General features: G+C 65.9%; 24 protein-coding genes and 1 riboswitch. Of the genes, 7 read left to right on the top strand and 17 right to left on the bottom strand.

The annotated features are described in order from the left end of the window. Window positions 1-12 precede the first annotated feature (12 nt). Window positions 13-774: an SOS response-associated peptidase gene (locus QRN11_RS05375; protein WP_285250180.1), complete on the bottom strand. Its 762-nt coding sequence runs from the start codon at window positions 772-774 to the stop codon at window positions 13-15. Window positions 775-893: 119 nt separating this feature from the next. Here QRN11_RS05375 and QRN11_RS05370 point away from each other — a divergent pair, with 119 nt between their 5' ends. Beyond that, window positions 894-1,151, top strand: a complete 258-nt coding sequence (locus tag QRN11_RS05370; RefSeq protein ID WP_050054887.1) for a mycoredoxin — start codon at window positions 894-896, stop codon at window positions 1,149-1,151. A 94-nt stretch (window positions 1,152-1,245) separates the two neighbouring features. Here the strand turns inward: QRN11_RS05370 and QRN11_RS05365 are convergent, their stop codons facing one another. From QRN11_RS05365 to QRN11_RS05350, 4 genes are all read right to left on the bottom strand, one after another. Beyond that, the gene (locus tag QRN11_RS05365) at window positions 1,246-1,992 is read right to left on the bottom strand and encodes a lipoate--protein ligase family protein (protein ID WP_285250278.1); all 747 of its coding nucleotides are present in this window, start codon (window positions 1,990-1,992) and stop codon (window positions 1,246-1,248) included. Between the two features lie 180 nt (window positions 1,993-2,172). Further along, window positions 2,173-3,903: an ABC1 kinase family protein gene (locus QRN11_RS05360; protein ID WP_285250179.1), complete on the bottom strand. Its 1,731-nt coding sequence runs from the start codon at window positions 3,901-3,903 to the stop codon at window positions 2,173-2,175. A gap of 5 nt (window positions 3,904-3,908) precedes the next feature. Then, window positions 3,909-4,445: a PadR family transcriptional regulator gene (locus tag QRN11_RS05355; protein WP_285250178.1), complete on the bottom strand. Its 537-nt coding sequence runs from the start codon at window positions 4,443-4,445 to the stop codon at window positions 3,909-3,911. 70 nt (window positions 4,446-4,515) lie between these two features. After that, complete coding sequence (locus tag QRN11_RS05350) at window positions 4,516-5,319, bottom strand: thioesterase family protein (protein ID WP_285250177.1); 804 nt, start codon at window positions 5,317-5,319, stop codon at window positions 4,516-4,518. A 167-nt stretch (window positions 5,320-5,486) separates the two neighbouring features. On the opposite strand from QRN11_RS05350, the gene QRN11_RS05345 reads away from it, so the two are divergent. Continuing rightward, the gene (locus tag QRN11_RS05345) at window positions 5,487-6,164 is read left to right on the top strand and encodes an endonuclease/exonuclease/phosphatase family protein (RefSeq protein WP_142064524.1); all 678 of its coding nucleotides are present in this window, start codon (window positions 5,487-5,489) and stop codon (window positions 6,162-6,164) included. Window positions 6,165-6,215: 51 nt separating this feature from the next. Here QRN11_RS05345 and QRN11_RS05340 read toward each other — a convergent pair whose 3' ends face one another. Together QRN11_RS05340 and QRN11_RS05335 are read right to left on the bottom strand one after the other, a co-directional pair. Further along, a complete protein-coding gene (locus QRN11_RS05340) occupies window positions 6,216-6,725 on the bottom strand; it encodes an NUDIX domain-containing protein (protein ID WP_285250176.1) in 510 nt (169 codons plus the stop codon). A gap of 50 nt (window positions 6,726-6,775) precedes the next feature. Further along, window positions 6,776-6,967, bottom strand: a complete 192-nt coding sequence (locus QRN11_RS05335) for a DUF1918 domain-containing protein (protein WP_091419798.1) — start codon at window positions 6,965-6,967, stop codon at window positions 6,776-6,778. An 83-nt stretch (window positions 6,968-7,050) separates the two neighbouring features. Here QRN11_RS05335 and QRN11_RS05330 point away from each other — a divergent pair, with 83 nt between their 5' ends. Next, window positions 7,051-7,563: a metallophosphoesterase family protein gene (locus QRN11_RS05330; protein ID WP_091419796.1), complete on the top strand. Its 513-nt coding sequence runs from the start codon at window positions 7,051-7,053 to the stop codon at window positions 7,561-7,563. Window positions 7,564-7,660: 97 nt separating this feature from the next. Beyond that, the gene (locus QRN11_RS05325) at window positions 7,661-8,554 is read left to right on the top strand and encodes a glucose 1-dehydrogenase (protein WP_285250175.1); all 894 of its coding nucleotides are present in this window, start codon (window positions 7,661-7,663) and stop codon (window positions 8,552-8,554) included. 64 nt (window positions 8,555-8,618) lie between these two features. Here the strand turns inward: QRN11_RS05325 and QRN11_RS05320 are convergent, their stop codons facing one another. The 4 genes from QRN11_RS05320 to QRN11_RS05305 are packed head-to-tail and all read right to left on the bottom strand — an operon-like array spanning window position 8,619 to window position 11,354. After that, complete coding sequence (locus tag QRN11_RS05320; RefSeq protein ID WP_285250174.1) at window positions 8,619-9,062, bottom strand: DUF1810 domain-containing protein; 444 nt, start codon at window positions 9,060-9,062, stop codon at window positions 8,619-8,621. Then, a complete protein-coding gene (locus QRN11_RS05315; protein ID WP_285250173.1) occupies window positions 9,046-9,612 on the bottom strand; it encodes a DNA alkylation repair protein in 567 nt (188 codons plus the stop codon). Before QRN11_RS05315 ends, QRN11_RS05320 begins: the two co-directional genes overlap by 17 nt. Further along, window positions 9,609-9,968, bottom strand: coding sequence for a TraR/DksA family transcriptional regulator (locus QRN11_RS05310; RefSeq protein WP_285250172.1), 360 nt, complete (start codon window positions 9,966-9,968; stop codon window positions 9,609-9,611). The genes QRN11_RS05315 and QRN11_RS05310 overlap by 4 nt, the downstream gene beginning before the upstream one ends. A gap of 21 nt (window positions 9,969-9,989) precedes the next feature. Further along, window positions 9,990-11,354, bottom strand: coding sequence for a coiled-coil domain-containing protein (locus QRN11_RS05305; protein WP_285250171.1), 1,365 nt, complete (start codon window positions 11,352-11,354; stop codon window positions 9,990-9,992). A gap of 401 nt (window positions 11,355-11,755) precedes the next feature. After that, window positions 11,756-11,920: riboswitch (cyclic di-AMP (ydaO/yuaA leader) on the top strand. A gap of 3 nt (window positions 11,921-11,923) precedes the next feature. Here QRN11_RS05305 and QRN11_RS05300 point away from each other — a divergent pair. Then, the gene (locus QRN11_RS05300; RefSeq protein WP_285250170.1) at window positions 11,924-12,763 is read left to right on the top strand and encodes a C40 family peptidase; all 840 of its coding nucleotides are present in this window, start codon (window positions 11,924-11,926) and stop codon (window positions 12,761-12,763) included. Between the two features lie 77 nt (window positions 12,764-12,840). On the opposite strand, the gene QRN11_RS05295 is transcribed toward QRN11_RS05300, so the two are convergent. The 5 genes from QRN11_RS05295 to QRN11_RS05275 all read right to left on the bottom strand — a co-directional run bounded on the left by QRN11_RS05295 (window position 12,841) and on the right by QRN11_RS05275 (window position 16,476). Beyond that, complete coding sequence (locus QRN11_RS05295; RefSeq protein ID WP_285250169.1) at window positions 12,841-14,316, bottom strand: protein adenylyltransferase SelO; 1,476 nt, start codon at window positions 14,314-14,316, stop codon at window positions 12,841-12,843. A 72-nt stretch (window positions 14,317-14,388) separates the two neighbouring features. Continuing rightward, complete coding sequence (locus QRN11_RS05290) at window positions 14,389-15,339, bottom strand: ribonuclease Z (RefSeq protein ID WP_285250168.1); 951 nt, start codon at window positions 15,337-15,339, stop codon at window positions 14,389-14,391. Window positions 15,340-15,421: 82 nt separating this feature from the next. Next, complete coding sequence (locus tag QRN11_RS05285) at window positions 15,422-15,604, bottom strand: hypothetical protein (protein WP_285250167.1); 183 nt, start codon at window positions 15,602-15,604, stop codon at window positions 15,422-15,424. 129 nt (window positions 15,605-15,733) lie between these two features. Further along, window positions 15,734-16,165: a hypothetical protein gene (locus tag QRN11_RS05280; protein ID WP_285250166.1), complete on the bottom strand. Its 432-nt coding sequence runs from the start codon at window positions 16,163-16,165 to the stop codon at window positions 15,734-15,736. Between the two features lie 92 nt (window positions 16,166-16,257). After that, entirely contained in the window at window positions 16,258-16,476 is a 219-nt protein-coding gene (locus QRN11_RS05275) for a hypothetical protein (RefSeq protein WP_255470712.1), read from the bottom strand. Between the two features lie 265 nt (window positions 16,477-16,741). On the opposite strand from QRN11_RS05275, the gene QRN11_RS05270 reads away from it, so the two are divergent. Next, window positions 16,742-18,331, top strand: coding sequence for a DUF4389 domain-containing protein (locus QRN11_RS05270; RefSeq protein ID WP_285250165.1), 1,590 nt, complete (start codon window positions 16,742-16,744; stop codon window positions 18,329-18,331). A gap of 73 nt (window positions 18,332-18,404) precedes the next feature. Continuing rightward, complete coding sequence (locus tag QRN11_RS05265) at window positions 18,405-19,085, top strand: response regulator (protein WP_091419777.1); 681 nt, start codon at window positions 18,405-18,407, stop codon at window positions 19,083-19,085. 46 nt (window positions 19,086-19,131) lie between these two features. Here the strand turns inward: QRN11_RS05265 and QRN11_RS05260 are convergent, their stop codons facing one another. Then, window positions 19,132-20,334: a sensor histidine kinase gene (locus QRN11_RS05260; RefSeq protein ID WP_142058286.1), complete on the bottom strand. Its 1,203-nt coding sequence runs from the start codon at window positions 20,332-20,334 to the stop codon at window positions 19,132-19,134. Window positions 20,335-20,358: the final 24 nt, after the last annotated feature.

Below are 20,358 nucleotides of genomic sequence, written 5' to 3'. Positions count from 1 at the left end.
CGGGTGGGGCTGCTAGAAGAGTGCTTCCACCGGGCGGATCAGCTCCGGCCCGTTGTTGCGCACATTCCCCACGTCCTTGCCTACTGAGTCAACGTGCCAATCCGACGCCACATCCTTGACCCCGGACCGGACCAGGTCCACCAGCCCGGCTGCATCGTCCGCCTGCGGGTCCAGCCACGCTTCCATGGTGGATTTGTCCATCGGCAGCGGAACCCGGTCGTGCAGTGCCGTCAGCTTGCCGAACACCGTCTCTTCGCTTCCGGGCGGCGGCGTGTCAGTGGTGAGGATGGACGTGGATAACACCCAGCCGCCCGGCTCCCCCGCCGGCCACGCCGGATCCTTCCACCACTCGTACAGCCCGGCGAAAACCAGGCCGCGGCCCTCTCCCGGATGCACGTAGTAGGGCTGCTTCGACTTCCCGGGTCCCTGCTTCCATTCGTAGTAGCCGTCCGCGGGGACAGCGCACCGGCGTGACCGGACGGCTTTTCGGAAGGCCGGTTTCTCCAGCACGGATTCGCTCCGGGCATTGATCATCCGGGAACCGATGCCGGGGTCCTTCGCCCAGGACGGAACAAGCCCCCACCGCGCCACGTGGAGCTGGCGCACCTGCTTCGGCGCAGGCCCCTCGTCAACCAGCCGCTCCAGGACGATGGGCACGGCATCGGTGGGCGCCACATTCCAGGACGGCGGAAGGTGCACTTCCTCCTCAAGTTCGGCGTCGAACTCAGCCAGCAGGTCCCCTACAGCACGTGCCATCACATAACGTCCACACATGGCTCCAGCATGCCACCGGCCTGATGACCTGTCATGTGAAGCGCCGGGAACCGGGGAATATGGGCCTGCACGCTACCGTTGAAGGTAAGGAACCTCTGATCGACACATAGGAGACACTTATGGACTTCACTCCCGAATCCGGCACCATCACCATGTTCTCCACCACGTGGTGCGGCTACTGCAACCGGCTGAAGAAGCAGCTGGACGCGCAGGGCATCGGCTATAACGAGATCAACATCGAGGAAGTGGAAGGTACCGCTGAGCTCGTGGAGCAGCTTAACGGCGGCAACCGCACAGTGCCCACCGTCCTCTTCCCGGACGGCACCGCGGCCACCAACCCGTCCGCTGCTGAGGTCAAGACCCGACTCGCAGCCTAAGCGCCAGGAGGCCACAGCACCGGGGCAGCCCACAGGCACCCCGGACAGGCGAAACGGGACCAACGCCATTGTTGGTCCCGTTTTTGTTGCAGTCCTATGCCCCCAGGCCGCTGAAGGGTGCCATCTCGAGGGCGGTGTGTCCGGCATAGATTGCCAGCAGCGCCGCCTCCACCGCTGCGACGTCCACGCCGGGAACAAGATCGTCCACTGCCCCGGCCGTGGCAGGATCCCAGTCCAGCCCCAGGGCAGCATAGGTATCGGTCAGGACCTTGCGGATGGGCGCGGAGTTTTCCACCACGATGACGGAGCTGAACAGCCAGCCGCCGGCCACCACGCGCTGGGCGGTACCCACCAGCTTCACCTGGCCGGGATTACCGGGGCCGCTGCCGTGCACACTGAATTCCCCGGGGCAGTACTCGCCGGGAATCTCACCTACCGCTGCGTGCACCCCAAGGCTGCGCAGGGCATCCGCAAACAGCTCACCGAAGTACCCGAACCGGCTTTTTGATCCGGCGATGGCATCCGCGTCCGGTTCGATGTGGTCCACCACCAGCGTCCCTTCGTGGTAGGCCGCCGCCCGGCCCCCGGCGCGGCGGACCAGCGGCTCAAAACCGTTGTCGCGGCAGGCCTGCTCCGCTGCTTCGAAACCGGGCAACCGGGTGTCCCGCTGGCCGAATGCCACCGTGGGGGCCGGCCGGTACAGCCGCAGCGTGGGGCCGATGTCCCCGGTCCTCGCCCTGCCCAGGAGCTCCAGGCCAAATTCCAGGTCCCGTCCGGCGCCCAGCGAAACCTCCTGGCGCACCACTGTCAGTGTGCGGGTCCCCGGATCGGCATGGTGCATGTTGCTAAGCTCCCCTGTGGTCATCGTGCAATTCCTTGTTGTGCTGCCGCGGTCGCAGTGCTTCGCGCGACGTGCGGGCAGACAGGCCAAACCTAGGTTACGCCGTGGCCTTCTACGCCATTGACATCGCCGGGATTGTGTTTGTTGCCCTTCGTCCGGCGTTCGACGGCGGCAGCCGGCTCACAGCCTCGGATTCCGGCCGCGCCGCCCCACCCACATGCCGTGCAGCAGCGGGAGGGCGGACGCAAGCATAAGCGCGCTGCCGAGGGCGGGATCGTCCGCACGCACCACAGCCCCTGCAATCAACACGGCGCCGAATACCAGGGCCGACGCCGCGCGCCGCACCGTCCGGTCCAGCCGGGCCGCCCGCCGCTCCAGGCGGGGGTTGGCAGCGGTAAGGTTGCCTTCCTCGATCCTGGCGATGAGTGCGTCGAGCCGCCCGGGCAGGCGGAGCGCGAGTCCTGCGGCCTCAAGCGCCTGCTGGGCAGCGTCCTGCAGGAGGTTGCCTCGCTCGTCCCGGAGCAACTGCGCGGCGTAGGGCTCCACCGAGTCCCACAGGTTGAACCGGGGATCCAGGGAACTGCACACTCCGGACGTCAGCGACATCGCACGGATGATGAGCAGGAAGTTCTCCGGCAGCTGGAACGGCAGGGAGCGGACCACGTCGCCGAATTCCACTGCGAAGTCACGGAACTCCCGCGGATCCACCTCGCGCAACTCGGCGAATCCCATTCCGCCGAAGCGGCCAAAGAGCTGCGTCATGGCGCGTTCCAGCCCCGCCACGTCAGCTGACGGCATCAGGACGCCTACATCGCCGATGGCTGCGACCAGCCCCTTGCCGTCGCGCGAGGCGGCGGCGATCAAAAGCTTGCGCAGGCCGCTGCGGGTCGAGGCCGGAACCTCACCCATCATGCCGAAGTCGATAAAGGTCAGTTTCCACGGGAGGCCGCCGGCGCCGGCAGGAGCCGGGGTGACGAAAATATTGCCCGGGTGCGGGTCCGCATGGAAAAACCCGTTGGTGAACAGCTGGTCGAACATCACGGACGCGAACACCGGCGCCACCTGGACGGGATCGATGCCTGCCGCCTTGAGCGCCGCGACATCCGTAATCTTGATGGCCGTGACGTCCTCGAGCGTCAGCACGCGGCGGGTGCACCGCTCCCAGGCGACCCGGGGCACCGCCACCCTGTCATCGTCAGCGAAGTCCACCCCGAAACGCTCGGAGTTGGCGGCTTCATGGAGGTAGTCGATTTCCTCGAAGCTGGTCTGGGCGAATTCCATTACCAGGGCCGGGACGTCGGCGCGGCTGGACACCACGCGGAAGCGGCTCAGCCATCCGCCCACCTTCCGCAGTGCTGCCAGGTCGACGTCGACAATTGCGTCGATGCCCGGGCGCTGCACTTTGATCACGACATCCTTGAGGCCCGTCTCGGCAGCATCAGCAGGAAGAAGCCGTGCACGGTGTGCCTGCCCCAGCGAGGCAGCGGCGATGGTGGTCTCCTCAACCCAGGCGAAGGCCCGCTCGAGCGGGACTCCCAGTTCCTTCTCGGCCAGGGCCCGGATGGCTGGAAACGGGACCGGCGGCACCTCGTCCTGCAGTCCCGCGAGTTCGGTGGTGATTTCCGGGGGAAGCACGTCAAGCCTGGACGAGAGGAACTGGCCCACCTTGATCATCAGGCCCCCGAGGTCCACCGCGAGCACGTGGAAGCGCCGCGCGAAGCGCTGCATCCTGGCCGGCCGCGTCCGCTCGGCCACCAGCCCAAGCCCGATCCGCGGGAGCAGCAGCTCAAACCACCAGGTCACTGCCAGGTTCCAGGCCGCGAAGCGGAGTATGCGGCGGTACCGGGCGCGGATATTTCCGGCGCCAGGATCGTCCACCGGATCTGCACGGTTGCGGCGGACCGAAGCCACCCGGGTCAGCCCTGGGCGAGGATGGAATACATCCGGCGGCGGGCCTCTTCTAGCACGGCCACGGCCTGCTGCACCTGGTCAGGCGTGCCCGTGCGGCCAACCTGCGCCGCGGCCTGCGCCAGTTCAATTCCAGCCTTGGGCAGGGAACCAAACCCGGCCGCCGGTCCTGCGGCGCCCCACGGCGCTGACTCATGGACGCCTGCGGCCTCCTCACGGCCGGCTTCGGTCAAAGAATAGATTTTGCGGCCGTTGGATTCCTCGACGCTGATGACACCTTCGTCGGCCAACAGTTGAAGGGTGGGGTAGACAGAGCCGGCGCTTGGTTTCCAGCTGCCGCCGCTGCGCTCCTCGATCTCACGGATGATCTGGTAGCCATGCATGGGGCGCTCCGCGAGCAGGGCAAGCACGGCTGCCCGCACCTCGCCCTTGCCGGCGCGGGTTCCACCACGCCTTTCGAACCGCGAACGAAACTCCTCAACAGCCTGCCAGAGGCCGTCGATACTGTGTCCGCCGAAGCCGCCTGCCGGGTACGAATCGCGCACTGGGTCTCCTCTGTAAATCGCCAACGATATACAACGACACTTAACGATACATCCGGGCGCGCTGGCGGGGTCAGCTTTTGCGGAGGGTCAAAATCTGCTCCGCGCGCCCGAAAGGGCCCTGCAGATCGTGCAGAACTGTTGAGGTGAGGCCAATCCCGTCCCGGCCAAAGGAGACGGCGTTGTCCAGGCCCAGCCACTCCCCTTCGGGGCGCCGGTACATGTGGATCTGGAGGTCAACGTTGGGGAAGGCGTAGCTGTCCTTGCCCGGCGGCACCCTTGCGGCAATCCCGTTGGCGGTGTCCACCAGTCCCATCAGGCGGGCGAGGTCGCCGCTGTCTGCCTTGTCCGTCAGGGGATGGTCCGTGCGCAGCCACACCTTGCCGGCCCCCGGCCGGTGGCCTTCCGCCACGCGCATTTCAAGGGAGCGGATGTAGCCGCCGGGCCACACTGATGCGCCATCATAGGGCTTGCATTCCTCCGGGCCGGGAATGGTGGTGTCCTCCACGGCCGCCACGGCTGAGGTATCGCTGGTGACCATCCGCCAGGCGGTGGCCCGAATGGCGGTGCGGCCGCCTGCAATCAATTCGGCCTGCAGCAGTTCGATGGTTTTTCCCGGGCGGAGCGTGGTGGTCTCGATATGGAACCCGCCACCGGGAATCAGCCCCAGGATTTCGTAGCTGAGCCGCGCCATCCGCAACCCCTCCCGCGGCTGGTGCCGCTCCAGGGAATCCGCCATGAGGCCTGATGCGGGGGCCATATGCTGCTCGTGGACATTCCAGGCACCCTGCGCGTGGATCGTGGAGCGGAAGCGTCCCCCGCCCAGTGACTGGTAGTAGTAGTTTCCCTCGGCCAGTTCAGGCAGATCGGTGGTCAACGGTGGCCTTCCCGGAGATTTCAGTGAATTCGGACTAACTCTATCGTTGCGGCGGCAGGCAACCGGCATAGGTTGTTGGAGGACTCGGTGAAATGTTGGACCCTGACGGCGGTCTGCGGACTAGACTCTTGATCGGTCCTGTCAGCAACCCTCGGAAGAGGTGTTCCATGCGCGTTATCAGCTACAACCTCCGCAAGCACAAAGCAAGCGGCGAACTCCTCGCCCTGGCACGGAACCATGACATCGATGCACTCTGCCTCCAGGAGGTGGACGCCAGCGACCTCCCCGAGACCCTGGGCCCGCTGCACCTCGCTGACGCCACCAAGGGAAACCGGCTCGGGCTGGCCATCTACTACCGCACCAGCCGCTTCACGGCGCTGGACACCCAGTCCTTCGCCCTGAAGAAGTCGGTTCACGACAGGGTCCTGGCCCCGGCCCACGAGCGGCTCATCGGAACCAGGGTGGTGGACAACGAGACCCAGCATGAACTCGTGATCGGCTCCTTCCACGCAGCGCCCCTCACGGCCTCGAACTCCCTGCGGCGCAAGCAGATCCACGCCGCCCACGCCGAACTGCTCAGCATGGGCCAGGGACTCATGACACTGATGGTGGGCGACTTCAACTACCCGTTCTTCACCAAGAACCTCCACGTCCATATGAAGAACTCTGGCTACGCGCTCTCGCTCAGCAACCGGCGGACCTACACCCGCTACAAGGTCTTCAAGGGCCACTTCGACTTCGCCACGTCGCTGGGTCTGGACATCGAGAGCGTGGAGACGCTGCCCCGCGGAAACTCAGACCACCTGCCCATCCTGGTCCACGCGGAATACGGCAGGGATTATTAAGCAGGCACGTCTGCTGAGCAGGACTGGAGCGGGATACGGCAGGGAGGAATCCTATGCCGGGGCGTCAATCCGTTCCCGCAGGTCCGGCCAGGCAGCGGCAAAACCGGGGTGCAGTTCCTTGCTGTCCACCTCAGCCAACGGTATCCACAACAACTCAATGCTTTCGGGGTCGCTGATGACGGGATCGAACGGTTCCCTCACCTGCACCACCACGGTGGTGTAGGACCAGTAGTCCAGCTCCAGCACGGAGGTGAAAAGCACCTCGACGTTCCCGGCGGGCACGGCGGCCTCCTCCCAGGCTTCGCGCAACGCTCCCGCCACGGCGTCCTCGCCCTCGTGCAGCGCTCCTCCCGGAAGGCCCCACGTTCCGCCGTTATGGCTCCAGACGGCCCGATGCTGCAGGAGCACACCCTTGGCAGGATCGTAGGCGAGGACGCCGGCGGCACCATACCTGCCCCAGAAGCGGCCGCGGCTACCCTCGACCCAGGCATCACCGGGATCACGGGGACCGGTACGGACAGGCGGGGTGGAGGACGCGGCGGACGCCAAAGAATGATCCATCGGTCCAGTCTGACAGGTGCCCGGGGACGGGCGCACCCACCCTGCCGGTACTAGTGCCCGTTGCCGCGCTCGACGGCGAAATCACCGCCGGGATACATGATGGTTTCGTGTCCGTCATCAAAACGGACCAGGTAGGGCGGCGTTCCGCCTTGGCCGCGGACCTCGAGAATCACTCCGTGCCGGTCCGTGGACCCTACCGTCCTGCCGTGCACAATGATCCGGTCGCCCTGGGTTGCCTCCATGGCAATCACCTCCAGCCCCAGATTACGACTCCGGACGGGGAGCGGAAAGGGCCGGCGCAAAGTGGACGTGGCAGGATTTCGGTATGCCCCTGAACCTCCTCCTGCTCGCCGACACCCATGTGCCCAAGCGTGCCCGCGCGCTCCCTGCGCAGGTATGGACCGCCGTCGAAAGCGCCGATGTGGTCTTCCACGCCGGCGACTGGGTGACGGCGGATCTGCTCGACGAACTTGAGCAGCGAAGCCGCTCCCTGGTGGGGGTCTACGGAAACAACGACGGCCCCGACCTGCGGTCGCGGCTGCCCGAAACGGCCGCAGTCACGCTGGACGGCGTCCGGTTTGCCATGGTGCACGAGACCGGGCCGGCGAAAGGCCGGGAAGCGCGGTGCGGTGCGCTGTTCCCTGATGCCGACGTACTGGTTTTCGGGCACAGCCACATCCCTTGGGACACTACCACCGAAGGCGGGCTGCGGCTGATCAACCCGGGCTCCCCTACCGACCGGCGCCGCCAGCCCGCCTGCACCTACATGACCGCCGTGGTGGACGCCGGCGCCCTCAAGGATGTCCGCCTGGTGGAAGTCCGCCGGGACCGGAGTTGAGGGCGAAAGCGGGTTGGCAGCGGCGCGCATCATTGCCTAGGCTTGAACGGTAAGCATACTTAGCTTTTAGTGTCGCCTTAGCACCAGGAGGACCACCATGACTGACCAGTACACCTTCCGCAATCCCGTCACCGCCTACGAAAAGATCTCGCCGCCGGAGCAGCACCAGCGCGAGCCCGGCCTGGACGCGGACCTGGCGCCGAAAGCGGATCTGGGCGAGGACACCTACCGCGGCACTGGACGGCTGGAGGGCCGGAAGGCGATCGTCACGGGAGCAGATTCCGGGATCGGCGCGGCCACGGCCATTGCTTTTGCCCGCGAAGGGGCCGACGTTGTCCTTTCCTACCTGCCCGAGGAGGAAGAGGACGCGGCCCGCATCGCCGGCATCATCGAAGCCGCAGGACGGAAGGCCGTCAAGGTTCCCGGTGACCTGAAGGACCCCGCCACCTGCCAGGAGCTGGTAGATACTGCAGTGGCCGTTCTGGGCGGCGTGGACATCCTGGTCAACAACGCCGGAAAACAGGTGGCGCAGGAGGACATCGCCCAGATCACGGACGAACAGTTCGACCACACCCAGAAGACCAACGTCTATGCGATGTTCCGGGTGACCAAGGCCGCGGTTCCGCACATGCCGGCCGGGTCCACCATCATCAACACCACGTCCATCCAGGCGTACAACCCGTCCCCCACGCTGCTGGACTACGCCACCACCAAGGCGAGCATCAACAACTTCACCAAGGGCCTGGCGCAGCAGCTCGCGCCCAAGGGCATCCGCGTGAACGCGGTGGCGCCCGGGCCCATCTGGACGCCGCTGCAGGTCAGCAGCGGCCAGCCCAAGGAGGAACTGCCGGAGTTCGGCCAGTCCACGCCCCTCGGCCGCGCCGGCCAGCCCGCCGAACTCGCACCGGCCTACGTTTTCCTGGCCTCCCCTGAATCCAGTTTCGTGCTGGGGGAAACGTTGAACGTCAACGGCGGCAGCCCCACGCCGTAGCGCCCCACACAGCAGGGACGACGGCGGTGCCTTGCGCAAGACGGGCAAGGCACCGCCGTCGGCGTCAGTCTTCGTCGCGGGCGGCGAGGAGATCGTCGGTTGCGGGGTCCGGCTGGCCGTCGAAGAACTGCGCGAGGACGGTTTTGAAGACGGTTTCCCCGGGAGCTGCGCGGAGGAACAGCGTCATGGATGAGCGCAGTTTCCGGGCGTCCACGCTGCCAAGAATCTCCTCGGCAACGCGGTCTTTATGGGTGCTGAGCACCTGGGCGCATTCGAGCAGCCGCGGGCCCAATACCGGGTGGTCAAGGTAGTCCCGGGCCTCCTCAAGGGAGCTGATGGCGTACCGGCGGGAAGTGTCGCTGTGCCCCAGCCCCGCCACCTGGGGAAAAACGAACCACATCCAGTGTCCGGTCTTGTTGCCCACCTGCAGTTCGGCGAGTGCCTGGTCGTAGGTTCCACCGCTGTTTTGTGCGGCAACAAAGCGTTCCAGGTCATAGGGATCGTTCACGGGTGTCTCCTTGTGGTGGGGCTTGGGGTGCGGACTGTTGCTCGAGGAATGCGGCCGCGTGGCGTAACTGCGGATCCGGGTCTGTCCGCCACCGGGCCAGAACAACGGCGGCCCGCTGGCGGTCACGGCCGTTGAGCCGCGCCAGGAAGGGGGCCACCACGTCCGCGAGCAGCGGGTCAACCAGTTCCCTTGTTCCGGCGGACCGAATAAAGCCCTCGATCCGGGTCAGGTCGGAATGGCGCAGCAGCGCCGCTTTGGTTTGCAGCAGCACCACTGCGGCGAGCCTGCGCTCATAGACTGCGCGGGAGCCGGGCCCTGGCTGGCCCCACAGCGCGGACGCCAGCTGCACCACGGAGTCGTGGTCGAGGTCCTTGTACTTGCGCAGCGCATCCCGGATGGTTCCGCGGACGGCGCCGACGGAAGACCCGTACGAGGCGAGCTCCCCGCCCAGCCTGCCCTCGACGTCGTCCGCCCGGTACCAGGCACCCTCATTCTGCAGGGTGCGGTCAACAAACCCGGCAGCAGCAGCCACCAGATCCCCCGCACTCATCGGGTGCGGCCTGCCGACGCGTGCCTGATGCAGAACGGCGTCCAGGGGCGGGCCTCCAGCCTTCCTTCGGCGATGGCTTCGCCGCAGACGGCGCAGGTCCCGTAGGTGCCGTCGGCGATCCTGGCCAGGGCGGCGTCAACCTGGTCCAGCCCGGCGCTGCTCTGCTTGAGAAGCGCCGACGCCTGGGAGAGTTCGAAGGCGATGGTGGAGCCTTCGGGATCATGTTCGTCGTCCACGTTGGAATCCTGGCGGGCGGAGTTGGCCGAAGCGATGTCGGCGCGGAGGGCCGGAAGCAGCGCCACTTTCCGCGCCCGCTCCTCCTCGAGCAGGATCCGGAACCGTTCGAAGTCAGGCATGGGAAAAGCCTAGCGCGCCGGTCAGTACCAGTTGTTGGCCACCGAATGGTTCCGGGCCCCGCACGGCGAGCCGTACCGGCCGCGGATGTAGCCCAGGCCCCAATCGACCTGGGTGCGGTAGCTGGTGAGCCAGTCGCTGCCGGCGCTGGAGTATTTGCCGGGCGGCAGCGCCTGGGCTATTCCATAAGCACCGGAGTAGGGGTTGGTGGCCGTTGTCAGCCAGTTCGATTCCTTGGTCCAGAGCTGGGCGAGGCACAGGAACTGGTCCTGGCCCCAGCCGTACGCGCCCAGCCGCCCCGAGGCGTAGCTTTTGGCCCCTGCGGGGTCATTGACGGCACCGCCTGGAACTGACGGCACGACGACGGGCGGCGGGACGGGTGCGACCGGCAGTTGGGGTGCGGGAGCAGGATTCGCCGGCGCCGGGTTGGCGGGTGCGGGGTTCGCGGGTGCTGGATTTGCGGGTGGTGCGGGGTTCGGGGGTGCTGGATTTGCCGGCGCCGGGACGGCTGGAGCCTGCGGGCGGGCGGCAGCCGCGGCGGCCGCCCTGGCTGCCGCCTCTGCCTGCAGGCGGGCCTGTTCAGCGGCTGCGGCGCGTTTTGCCGCCTGCGCTGCCTCGTAGGCAGCCTGCGCCGCCTGGCCCTGCCGGTACGCGCCCTCAACTGCCGCCGTCGTGCCCTTGAGGGAGGCAAGTTGCGCTGTCAGCTCCTCGCTGCGCTTCTGGCTTTCGGCCACTTGGCGCGCCATCGCCTCCTGCGCGGACCGGGCGGCGTCCAGCTTCGCTTTGGCTTGCAGGGACAGCCGCTCACGTTCGGCTTTGGCGGCGCTCTCCTGGGCAGCCAACGAGGACGCCACCCTGCCGGCGGATTCGGCCCTGGCCACCAGCGCTGCCGTCTTGTCACCCACGATGCGCACCACGTTCAGACCCTGGACGCTGTTGGTCTGGATCGCATCGAGGGCAACAAAGAATCCCATGGTGGTGCCGCCGGTTTTATAGGACTGGGCCGCGAGGGCGCCCAGGTCCTTCCGGTGCCGGGACAGCTCGGTGTTTGCTTGGGAAACCTGGGCGGTGAGGGTCTCCACTTTTGCGCTGGCCGCCTGAAGCGCAGAATCGGTGACGGCATACTCCGCCGCTGACTGGACGGCCGCTGTCCCCAGGGACTCGGATTGGGCCTGCAGGCCAGCCAGCAGGCCACTGATCCTGTTGATTTCCTCTGCGGTGCCGGATTCCGTCAGCTTTGCCTGCTGGACGTCCTCCCAGGAGGGGTAATCACCCGCCGGATCCTGGTCCGCCGCCCCGGCCGGACCGAGCCAAACCGTACCCGCAAGGGCAAGGGCCAGCAGCGCCGCAGGCAGGGGCAGGCGGGCTTTGATAACGAACCGAGACATAGTTCGGAAGCATACAGCTCTCAACCTTCAGTTGAAGGCTGGCGTGCTGACATCGTTATGCAATCTGGAATGGTGAACCCCTACCCAGAGATCGAACGCCACACACGCGCAGCCGGCCCAAAGCTCTGCCGTGTGCTGCCCACGAGCGCCGCTTCGGCTGGTGCCAGCAGCACGTTTTATTACTTTGTGACGAACCTCATGCACTCCGCGCCGGCGCGCCTATCTTCCGTGGTCAGCCCGCTATGCAAAGAACCTCCAGTCATTTGCGGAATACGAGAGAAGCCGCTCGTATGTTATTCAAATGTGACAATCGGCAGGCTGGCAGGTTATGGTCTTCAGGTGTCCCTCCCAGACGGGACATTCCCCTCAGCATGCCGAGCCCTGCCGCTGACCCGGGATTCAATCGTTTCCAGCTGGCAGGGACGGGGGAACCACCTTTCCGCGGCCTCATGCGAGGCCTTGGGGTTAAGTCGATAGCGCCTTCCGTTCCGTCCGGAGCCGCTACCGGCCGGGTATCTCCAACCCGAACCCGACAGCTCACCCCGCAGGCATGGGAGAGGCGATCAAACGTGTCAAAAAATTCCATCACCGCCCGTCACCGCGCGACTCCGGCCCGCTCAATCGCGCTCCAGGGCTTGGCTGTATCCGCCAAGTCGCTTGGCCGCCCGGCCCTGGCCGTAGCAGCAGCTTCCGGCATTGCCTTCGGTGTGGGCGCCCCGGCCCACGCAGGCGTAACCGGACCGGACACCACCGGGACCACTAACACCCAGGCGTCCGTGGCACCCGCAGCTGCCGTGGCTGCACCGGCAGCAGCTGCCGCCAACGTCCACACCGTGGTTTCGGGTGACACCCTGGGCGGCATCTCCGCCGCCTACGGCGTCAGCCTCAACGATGTACTGGCCGCCAACGGCCTGGCGATCTCCACGATCATCTTCCCCGGCGACCAGATCCAGATTCCGGGCGCCGGCTATGTTGCAGCTGCTCCGGCCCCCGTCCAGGCGGCCGCTGCTCCTGCCCCCGTCCAGACTGCCGTTGCCGCGGCTCCGGCCAACACCGGAGTGAATGTTTCGTACGCTTCAGCTCCGGCAGCTGCCACGGGTTCGGGCGCCGGCGCTTCGATCCTGGCATCGGCCTACGGCCAGGTTGGCATCCAGCAGGACTGCACCGCCATGGTGGAGAAGGCCCTGCGCAGCGTGGGCAAGTCTGTTGGCGACCTGGCTCCCGGCCAGTTCTACCAGTACGGCTCCGTGGTGGGCTCCCCCGCTGCCGGTGACCTTGTGATCACTGCCGGCCACGTTGGTGTGTACGCCGGCAACGGCCAGGTTGTCAGCGGCGGCGTGGACGGTTTCAAGACCGAGGTCCACTCCATCAGCTGGCTCCCGGGCGCTTCCTTCGTCCGCGTAGCTTAGGCGACACCACCCGGACAGGGGCGGCAGGCGGTTACCCACCTGCCGCCCCTGTTTCGTTTTTGCCGGGTCCGCCGTCCTCAGGTGCCGCAGAACGTCTGGTAGCTGCCGAAGTCCTCCGGCGCTCCCTCGGCGTAACGCTCCAGCCCCGACCGTTCCCGGTACGGGTCACGGACCACCTCCACGAGCCGGTTGAAGGGACCAACATCGCCGTCCGTTGCCGCGGCGAGCGCTTCTTCAACTAAGTGGTTGCGCGGAATGTAGACAGGATTGACCCGGTCCATCAGGCCGGCGTCGGGTTTCAGGGCCAGCCACCGTTCTGCCCAGGCGTCGAAGGCGGCGAGATCCAGGACCATGCTTCGGGCGGGGCGGGAGTTTCCCCGCGCTGCGTGCCCGAGGTTCCGGAAGAACCGTGTGTAGTCCACCGGCCCGTCCTTGAGGATGGCGATCACACCGTCCACGAGCTCCGAGGCTTCTTCCGCCTCAGGGCTCCCCGCAGGACTTTCCCTGATTCCCAGCTTTGTTTTCATACCGGCGAACCAGGCGTCGCTGTACTGGCGGCGGAACCCGCCCAATGCCTCCACTGCGGGGGCTACGGCCTGTTCCTGGTCTTCATTGATGAGCGGCAGCATTGCCTCGGCGAGGCGGGCGAGGTTCCATTCAGCCATAACGGGCTGGTTGGCGTAGGCGTAACGGCCGCCAACGTCGATGGAGCTGTAGACCGCGGCCGGGTTGAAGGCATCCATAAACGCGCACGGCCCGTAGTCGATGGTTTCCCCGGAAATGGTCATGTTGTCTGTATTCATCACGCCATGGACGAAGCCCACCAGCATCCATTGGGCCAGCAGTGTGGCCTGCGCAGCCACCACCCCTTCGAAGAGGGCGAGGTAGGGGTTGTCGGCCCGGGCAGCGGCGGGGTAATGCCGGCTGATGGCATGATCGGCGAGGCGGCGTAAAAGGTCCATATTGTCGGTGGCCCGCGCGTACTGGAAGCTTCCCACCCGCAGATGGCTGCTGGCCACCCTCGCCAGGACTGCTCCGGGAAGCATGGTGTCGCGGCGGACCGGGCGGCCGGTGGCCGTGACGGCAAGGGACCTTGTGGTGGGGATGCCCAAGGCGTACATCGCCTCGCTCACCAGGTACTCCCGCAGCATGGGCCCGACGACGGCACGCCCGTCGCCTGCCCGGGCGAAGGGCGTACGGCCGGAACCTTTCAGGTGGATATCGCGGAGCCGGCCGTGCACATCCGTCACCTCGCCGAGCAGGAGCGCCCGGCCGTCGCCCAGCAGGGGTGAGTATCCGCCAAACTGGTGGCCGGCGTAGGCCTGTGCCACCGGCGTGGCCCCGTCCGGGATGTGGTTTCCCAGGAGGAGCTTGACGCCCTCCGATGACCGGAGGTATTCAGCGTCCAGCCCAAGTTCAGCGGCCAGTTGCTCATTAAGGACAAGAAGCTTGGGGTCCGGCGCTTCCTCTGCCTGCCAGGGAACAGCCAGTTCCGACAATTCCCGGGCAAACCGCCCGTCAAAAGTGATCGTTGATTCAGCAGCAGCTGTCATTCTTCAAGCCTTCCCTCGTGGTGTGTTTTCCGCGGCGTCGAATCACGTGAAGAACACCCGATAATTCACTTTCTACCCCATGGTTTTGTTTGGCAATGAGCTCCCGGGCCCTTCCCGTGTCCGCGGCGCCGGGTCAGGCCAGCGCCGCCGTTCGGGAAGAGGTACCCGCTGCAGGTCGTGGGCAGCTACCACCCTCACCTGCGCGGCACGTGCGTTTGCCTGCGCAGCGAGCAGGGTGACGTCGTCGTACCGTGACGAAAAGTGGGTCAGCACCAGGGTGCCGGCCCCGGCGCGGCCGGCCAATTCCCCGGCCTGTCCGGCGGTGAGGTGGCGGTATTGGCCGGCGAGCGCGGCGTCGTCGTCGCTGAAGGTTGACTCGGCGACGAGGAGGTCCGCGCCGTCGGCCAGGTCTTCTGCCCCCTCACAGGGCGCGGTGTCCATCACGAAGGCAAAGCGTTGGCCGCGCCGGGGAACGCTCACATCGCTGAGGCGGACGCCGGTCAGGCTGCCGTTGCGCTGCAGCCGGCCCACGTCCGGGCCCCGGATACCGGCAGCGGCGAGGCGGTCCGGAAGCAGCGTGCGGCCGTCGGGCTCTGTGAGCCGGTAGCCATAAGTTTCGATGCGGTGCTTCAGCGGCTGGATCTCCAGCCCGTCGGCCACAGTTGCGCTTCCGGCATGGGGGTGGAGGCGCAGGTCGATGCCGGGCGAACTGACTGACACGAGGGCGCGGACCACGTCCTCGCCGGATGCGGGATAGTGGAGATGGACCGGGTGCGCCACGCCGTCCAATGCCATGCGGGAAAGCACGCCGGGCAGGCCGTAGCAATGGTCACCGTGGACGTGGGTGAGGCAGATGCGGGTGATCGAGGAGGCTGGGACGCCGGCATAAATCATCTGGCGCTGGGTTCCCTCGCCGGGATCGAAGAGCAGCCCGTCACCGTCCCAGCGCAGCAGGTAGCCGTTATGGTTCCGGGTCCGGGTGGGAACCTGCGATGCAGTGCCCAGGACAACGAGTTCACGCATGGCGTTTGACAAACCAAAAGCAGGTTCCGGGAAGGCCCGGGACCTGCTTTTGGCTCATGCTCGTAGCGTTCATGCTGGTGGCTCAGTGCCGCCTGAACATTCCCATGATGCGATGGGCCATGCCACCGGACCTGGCGCCCATGGCACCGGCGGAGTTGGGCGTCCGTCCGGTGGTGTTCATCCCGCGGCCCCGGACCGTCCCGCCCGTGCCGCTCCTGCCTGCGAATCGTTCAGCGGCGTTCCTGATCCTGCTTCCCAAGTTCATGCGAAACTCCTTCAGTCTTGATCCTGCCGAAACTGATATTCATCAGTGGGCTTATTAGTTTAACCCCGTTTTATCCCCGGGCCAGAGGCAGGAGCCCCTATTCATCAGGTGGGGGGTATACCGGCTCCCTCAGCGTTCAAGGTCGTCAGGCTCAAACTCACTGAGTGGCGACCCGCCGAAGTTTTCCTGGTCGTCGCTGGCGTCGGCTTCCCGGCCCGTGGGATCTTCGCCGAAATCCACGTCAGCCACCGCTTCTCCCAGGGTGGGAGTAGCCGCCGGCACCTGCTCGTTGCCGGCGCCGTCGCGGGTTGCCGCCATGTCGTCCCGCAGCGTTTGATCACTCAGGAAATCCTCCTCCTCGCCGGAGACTTCCTCCTGGAGCAGCGGATCCTCCTGCCAGCGGTCCGGGTTATTCTCCGCGGCACCGGGATAGCTGTCCGGCTGGCCGCTGGTGACTGGATCAAGCTCCAGGGAAGAGGCCGCACCGGGAGTTTCGTCCAGGAGCACGTCGTTTTCCTCGACAACCTCAAGCTCGTCGTCAGGCAAGTTCTGTTCCGTCATGATGATGCCCTTTCTCGTGACCGGCTTTGCCAACAATAGTAAGCATACTGACGAATGGGGTGCGGTGGGAACCCGGCACCTGCGGATGCGGTTCAGTGCAGGAGCCAGGAGCTGTCATCGGGATGTTTGGGCTTCCGGCGCAGTTTGCGGATCAGCACAATAAAGGGCCAGGCCAGCAACTGCAGCAGGCCTGCGGTCAACAACAGGCTGATGATCAGGACAATGACTGGTGAATAAAGGAGAAAAACTCCCACTGCGGTTGCAATATAGCCGCCAAGAAGCTCCAGAACCGCCGAAGCGTCCAATGCCACTGTGCATCCCTTCGGGATCGCCGGGGAGGTCAACACCCAGCCTGAATACCACCCAGTTGAAATACGTGGCCGCTTACTTCCTAACGGTTGTTTAAGCCTACTCCCCCGCCGCTTCCGCCGGAAGAAGCTGCACCACGCAGTGCCATGGGCATGACCTTTGGCCCTACAGCTCCCGCCGTGCGGGTGTCAGTCTTGTAGGTGTCCCCGCGCCAGGTATTCGCTTCGTCCCACGCCTGTCCACTTCCTCAATCCAGGTCCAAATCCCATGAAAAAGACCGTTGCAGTCATAATGCTGATCCTGGGGATCCTCCTGTCCCTCGCTGGCCTTGCTGCCGCAGCCGGCGGCATCGTGGCCCTGGCCGTAGGATCCGCACAGCGTGATGGATACCTCACTGCCGGCACAGCCCGGCTTTCCGTGGCTTCCGCCGCCTTGACCTCACCCCGGTTGGGCGCCATGGGCGAGGATATTCCCGGGCGTGTGCCGTTCGACGTCGGCACGCTCCGGCTGCGCGTAGCTTCCGCCGATCCCGGCAAGGCTGTTTTTATCGGCATCGCCCCGCAGTCCGACGTCGACAGGTACCTTTCGGGGGTCCATCGCTCCGAGCTGCTCGACGTTGACCGTTCACCTTTCCGTGCCGAGTACCGTGACATTCCCGGCTCCACTGCGCCTGCGCCTCCGGCTGGCGAGGCCTTCTGGCAGGCTTCGGCGTCAGGCCCCGGGGAGCAGGAGCTGACCTGGAACATCACCGCCGGGAGTTGGGCCATAGTGGTGATGAACGCGGACGCCAGTCCGGGAATTGACGTCCAGGTGCAGCCCGGGTTCCGGTCCGACCTGATCCGGCCGGCAGCCACCGGGCTGCTTGTGGGCGGAATTATCGCCCTGGTGATTGGGATCCCGTTGCTGACTTTCGGCGCTGCCGGCCTGGGGCGGCATGCCGCGCCGCGTTCCTCCGGGTCCGCTTACGGGGCCGGACCAGCGGGCGGCCCGGTGCCCCCAGGCGGCCGGGAATCGCCGGCAATCCCGGGTGGGCCTGCCGCCGGGGCGGCACCTGCGGGATGGGCACCCCCGGCAGGAAGCCCGCCTTCCGGGAGTCAGCCTCCCGTGGTTCAGTCTCCGTACCGGGAGGTGCCCGCAGCAGAAGCCGACTGGGCCCCATACCCTGCCCGGCTCTCCGGCGAGATTGACCCCGCGCTTTCGCGGTGGATGTGGCTGGTGAAGTGGTTCCTGGCCATTCCGCACTTCATCATCCTGTTCTTTTTGTGGTTTGCGTTCGCCGTCACCACGGTTGTTGCCGGCTTCGCCATTTTGTTCACCGGCCGATACCCCCGGGCCCTGTTCGATTTCAACGTCGGCGTTTTGCGGTGGAACTGGCGGGTTGCCTTCTACTCCTACGCTGCTGTGGGCACCGACCTGTACCCGCCCTTCACCCTGGCCCGCACGAACTATCCCGCCGACTTCGAAGTGGACTATCCGGAGCGGCTCTCCCGCGGACTGGTCCTCATCAAGTGGTGGCTCCTGGCAATCCCGCATCTGATCGTTGTCGCCTTGCTGGCCGGCGCCACGTGGACCTGGGGCTCAGGAACGGGCGATTTCGGGACGAGCTATGAAAGGGGAAGGGGCCTGTCCCTGCTGGGGTTGCTGGTCTTTATCGCGGCAGTGGCCCTGCTCTTTACTGGCCGGTACCTGCGTCCGCTGTTCGATCTGATTCTGGGCATCAACCGTTGGATCTACCGCGTGTTGGCCTACACGGCGCTGATGCGCGACGAGTACCCGCCGTTCCGCCTGGACCAGGGCCCCCGTGAAACCGCTGCCCCGGCCACCGGGCCGCCCTTCCAGCCGGGCCGCCCGCAGTGAAGAATGGATTCAAGCCGGCACGGGCTGCCCTCCATCGGCGCGGGCCGGTCGTGGAGACAATGGGAGCGCTTGAGTGAAAAGGGAGGAGCCCGGACCGGATGGAGCATCAGATCCTCCGGATCCGGTCCGCGTCTTTATTCTTGATGATCATGAGCTTGTCCGGCAGGGACTGAAGGACCTGCTCGAGGGCGAGGGCTTCCTTGTGGTCGGTGAGAGCGGGTCGGCAGCCGAAGCGACACGAAGGATCCCTGCTCTCCGGCCCGACGTCGCGATCCTGGATGGCCGGCTCCCGGACGGCACCGGAATCGAAGTGTGCCGGGATGTCCGCTCGCTCAACCCCCGCCTGCGGTGCCTGATCCTTACTAGTTATGACGACGAGCAGGCCCTGCGCGGCGCGGTTCTGGCAGGAGCCTCCGGTTACGTTTTGAAACAGATCAGGAACGATGACCTCCTCGCGGGCATCCGCAGGGCGGCCGCGGGTGAATCACTCTTCGAGCCCGGAGCTGAGCTACGGATCATTGCCGGCCTGTCCAAAGCGGCCACTGACCCGAGGATGGAGGCGCTGAGCGCGCAGGAGAAGAAGGTCCTCTCGCTGATCGGAGAAGGAATGACCAACCGCCAGATCGGCGCCGAACTCTTCCTCGCCGAGAAAACCGTCAAGAACTATGTCTCATCCATCCTGGCGAAACTGGGCTTCGAAAGACGAACCCAGGCCGCTGTGTTTGTCATCCGGCAGGGTGCGGACCCCCAGTAAGGGCGACGGCGGCCGGTACCCTCAACTGCGCGCTTCACCACTTCGGTCATTGGCAACAGGCGGACCACTCAATCCGGGTCCCCTTACCTGGCGCACTGTGGATGGTACAGGTACCGCCGAGCAGCCCGGCCCGGTCCCGCATGTTGGCGAGGCCACTGGCTTCAAGCGGTTCATGGAAACCTCTGCCGTTGTCGGCTATGCGAAGTTCCACCTGCTTCCGCCCGGCCGACAAGGTGACCTGTATGTCGTCGGCCCCCGAGTGCCGCATCGCGTTGCTCAACCCTTCAGAGAGGACCGAGAGCAGGTGGCCGGCAACATGATCGGGGACCGTGCCATCCACCGGCCCGGAAAAGTTCACTTGCGGCAGCAGGGAATAGCTGCGGGAGCTTTCCCGCACCACCTTCATGACGCGGCTGGTCAGCGGTTCCCGTTCGTTGTCCCCGGTCCGGAGCGAATAGATGGTGTCCCGAAGGGTCCTGATGGAACCGTCAAGTTCAGCCGTCACTGCATCGATGCGCTCAATGGTTACTGGATCCCGGATGAAGCGGCGCAGGCTCTGAATGCCCAAACCCGCTGCGAACAGGCGCTGGATGACGAGGTCATGCACATCACGTGCGATCCGTTCCCGGTCCCTGAACAGAAGATTTTGTTCACGGAGGGCATGGACACGGGCCAGGTCAAGGGCCAAACCAATCCAGCGGCCAAAGAGGGAGCTGGACTCCAGGTCGGACTGGCTGTAGGCCGTTGACCCGCGTGGCCGTGCGAGCAGCAGCACGGGCCTGTCACTGCCGCCGCGCCCGAGCGCACAGACCAGCACGCAGCCCAGCTTTTCTGCCACCTCATGGTCGAACACCTGCCCGGCATTGCGGGCCGAACGCGACTCGCCTGTTGCAAGAACCGCGGAAACCATTTCGGAAGCGGGCAGTTCCCGCCCTGCCTGCAGCCCTTGCACCCCCACAGATGACTGGCAGCGGAAAACGCCATCACCGGCCGGAACAGCTATGAGAGCCATCGCCGATTCCGAAACCCGAAGGGCAGTCTCGGCAACCAGGGCAAAGCTGTCCAGATCCTCCGTTTGAGCCGGCAGGATGAGGCGGTCACTCAACGCCATCCCCGCCTCCAGCCAGTCCTGGCGGCGCATAGTGCCGTGTTCCTGCGTATGCAGGAGCTCGTCGGCGCGGGCAACCACCTCGCGCAGGAGATTTCCAACCCTTTGTTTCAGGGGTGGGCGCCACGGCTCAGTGCCCATCTCCAACCTCCTGCGACGACTGCC

Origin of the sequence: Pseudarthrobacter sp. fls2-241-R2A-168 (genome assembly GCF_030209335.1) — a bacterium.
In the GTDB taxonomy this organism is placed as follows: domain Bacteria; phylum Actinomycetota; class Actinomycetes; order Actinomycetales; family Micrococcaceae; genus Arthrobacter.
Note: the sequence above shows the minus strand (reverse complement) of the source record. Positions and strands in the feature narration are given on the sequence as shown.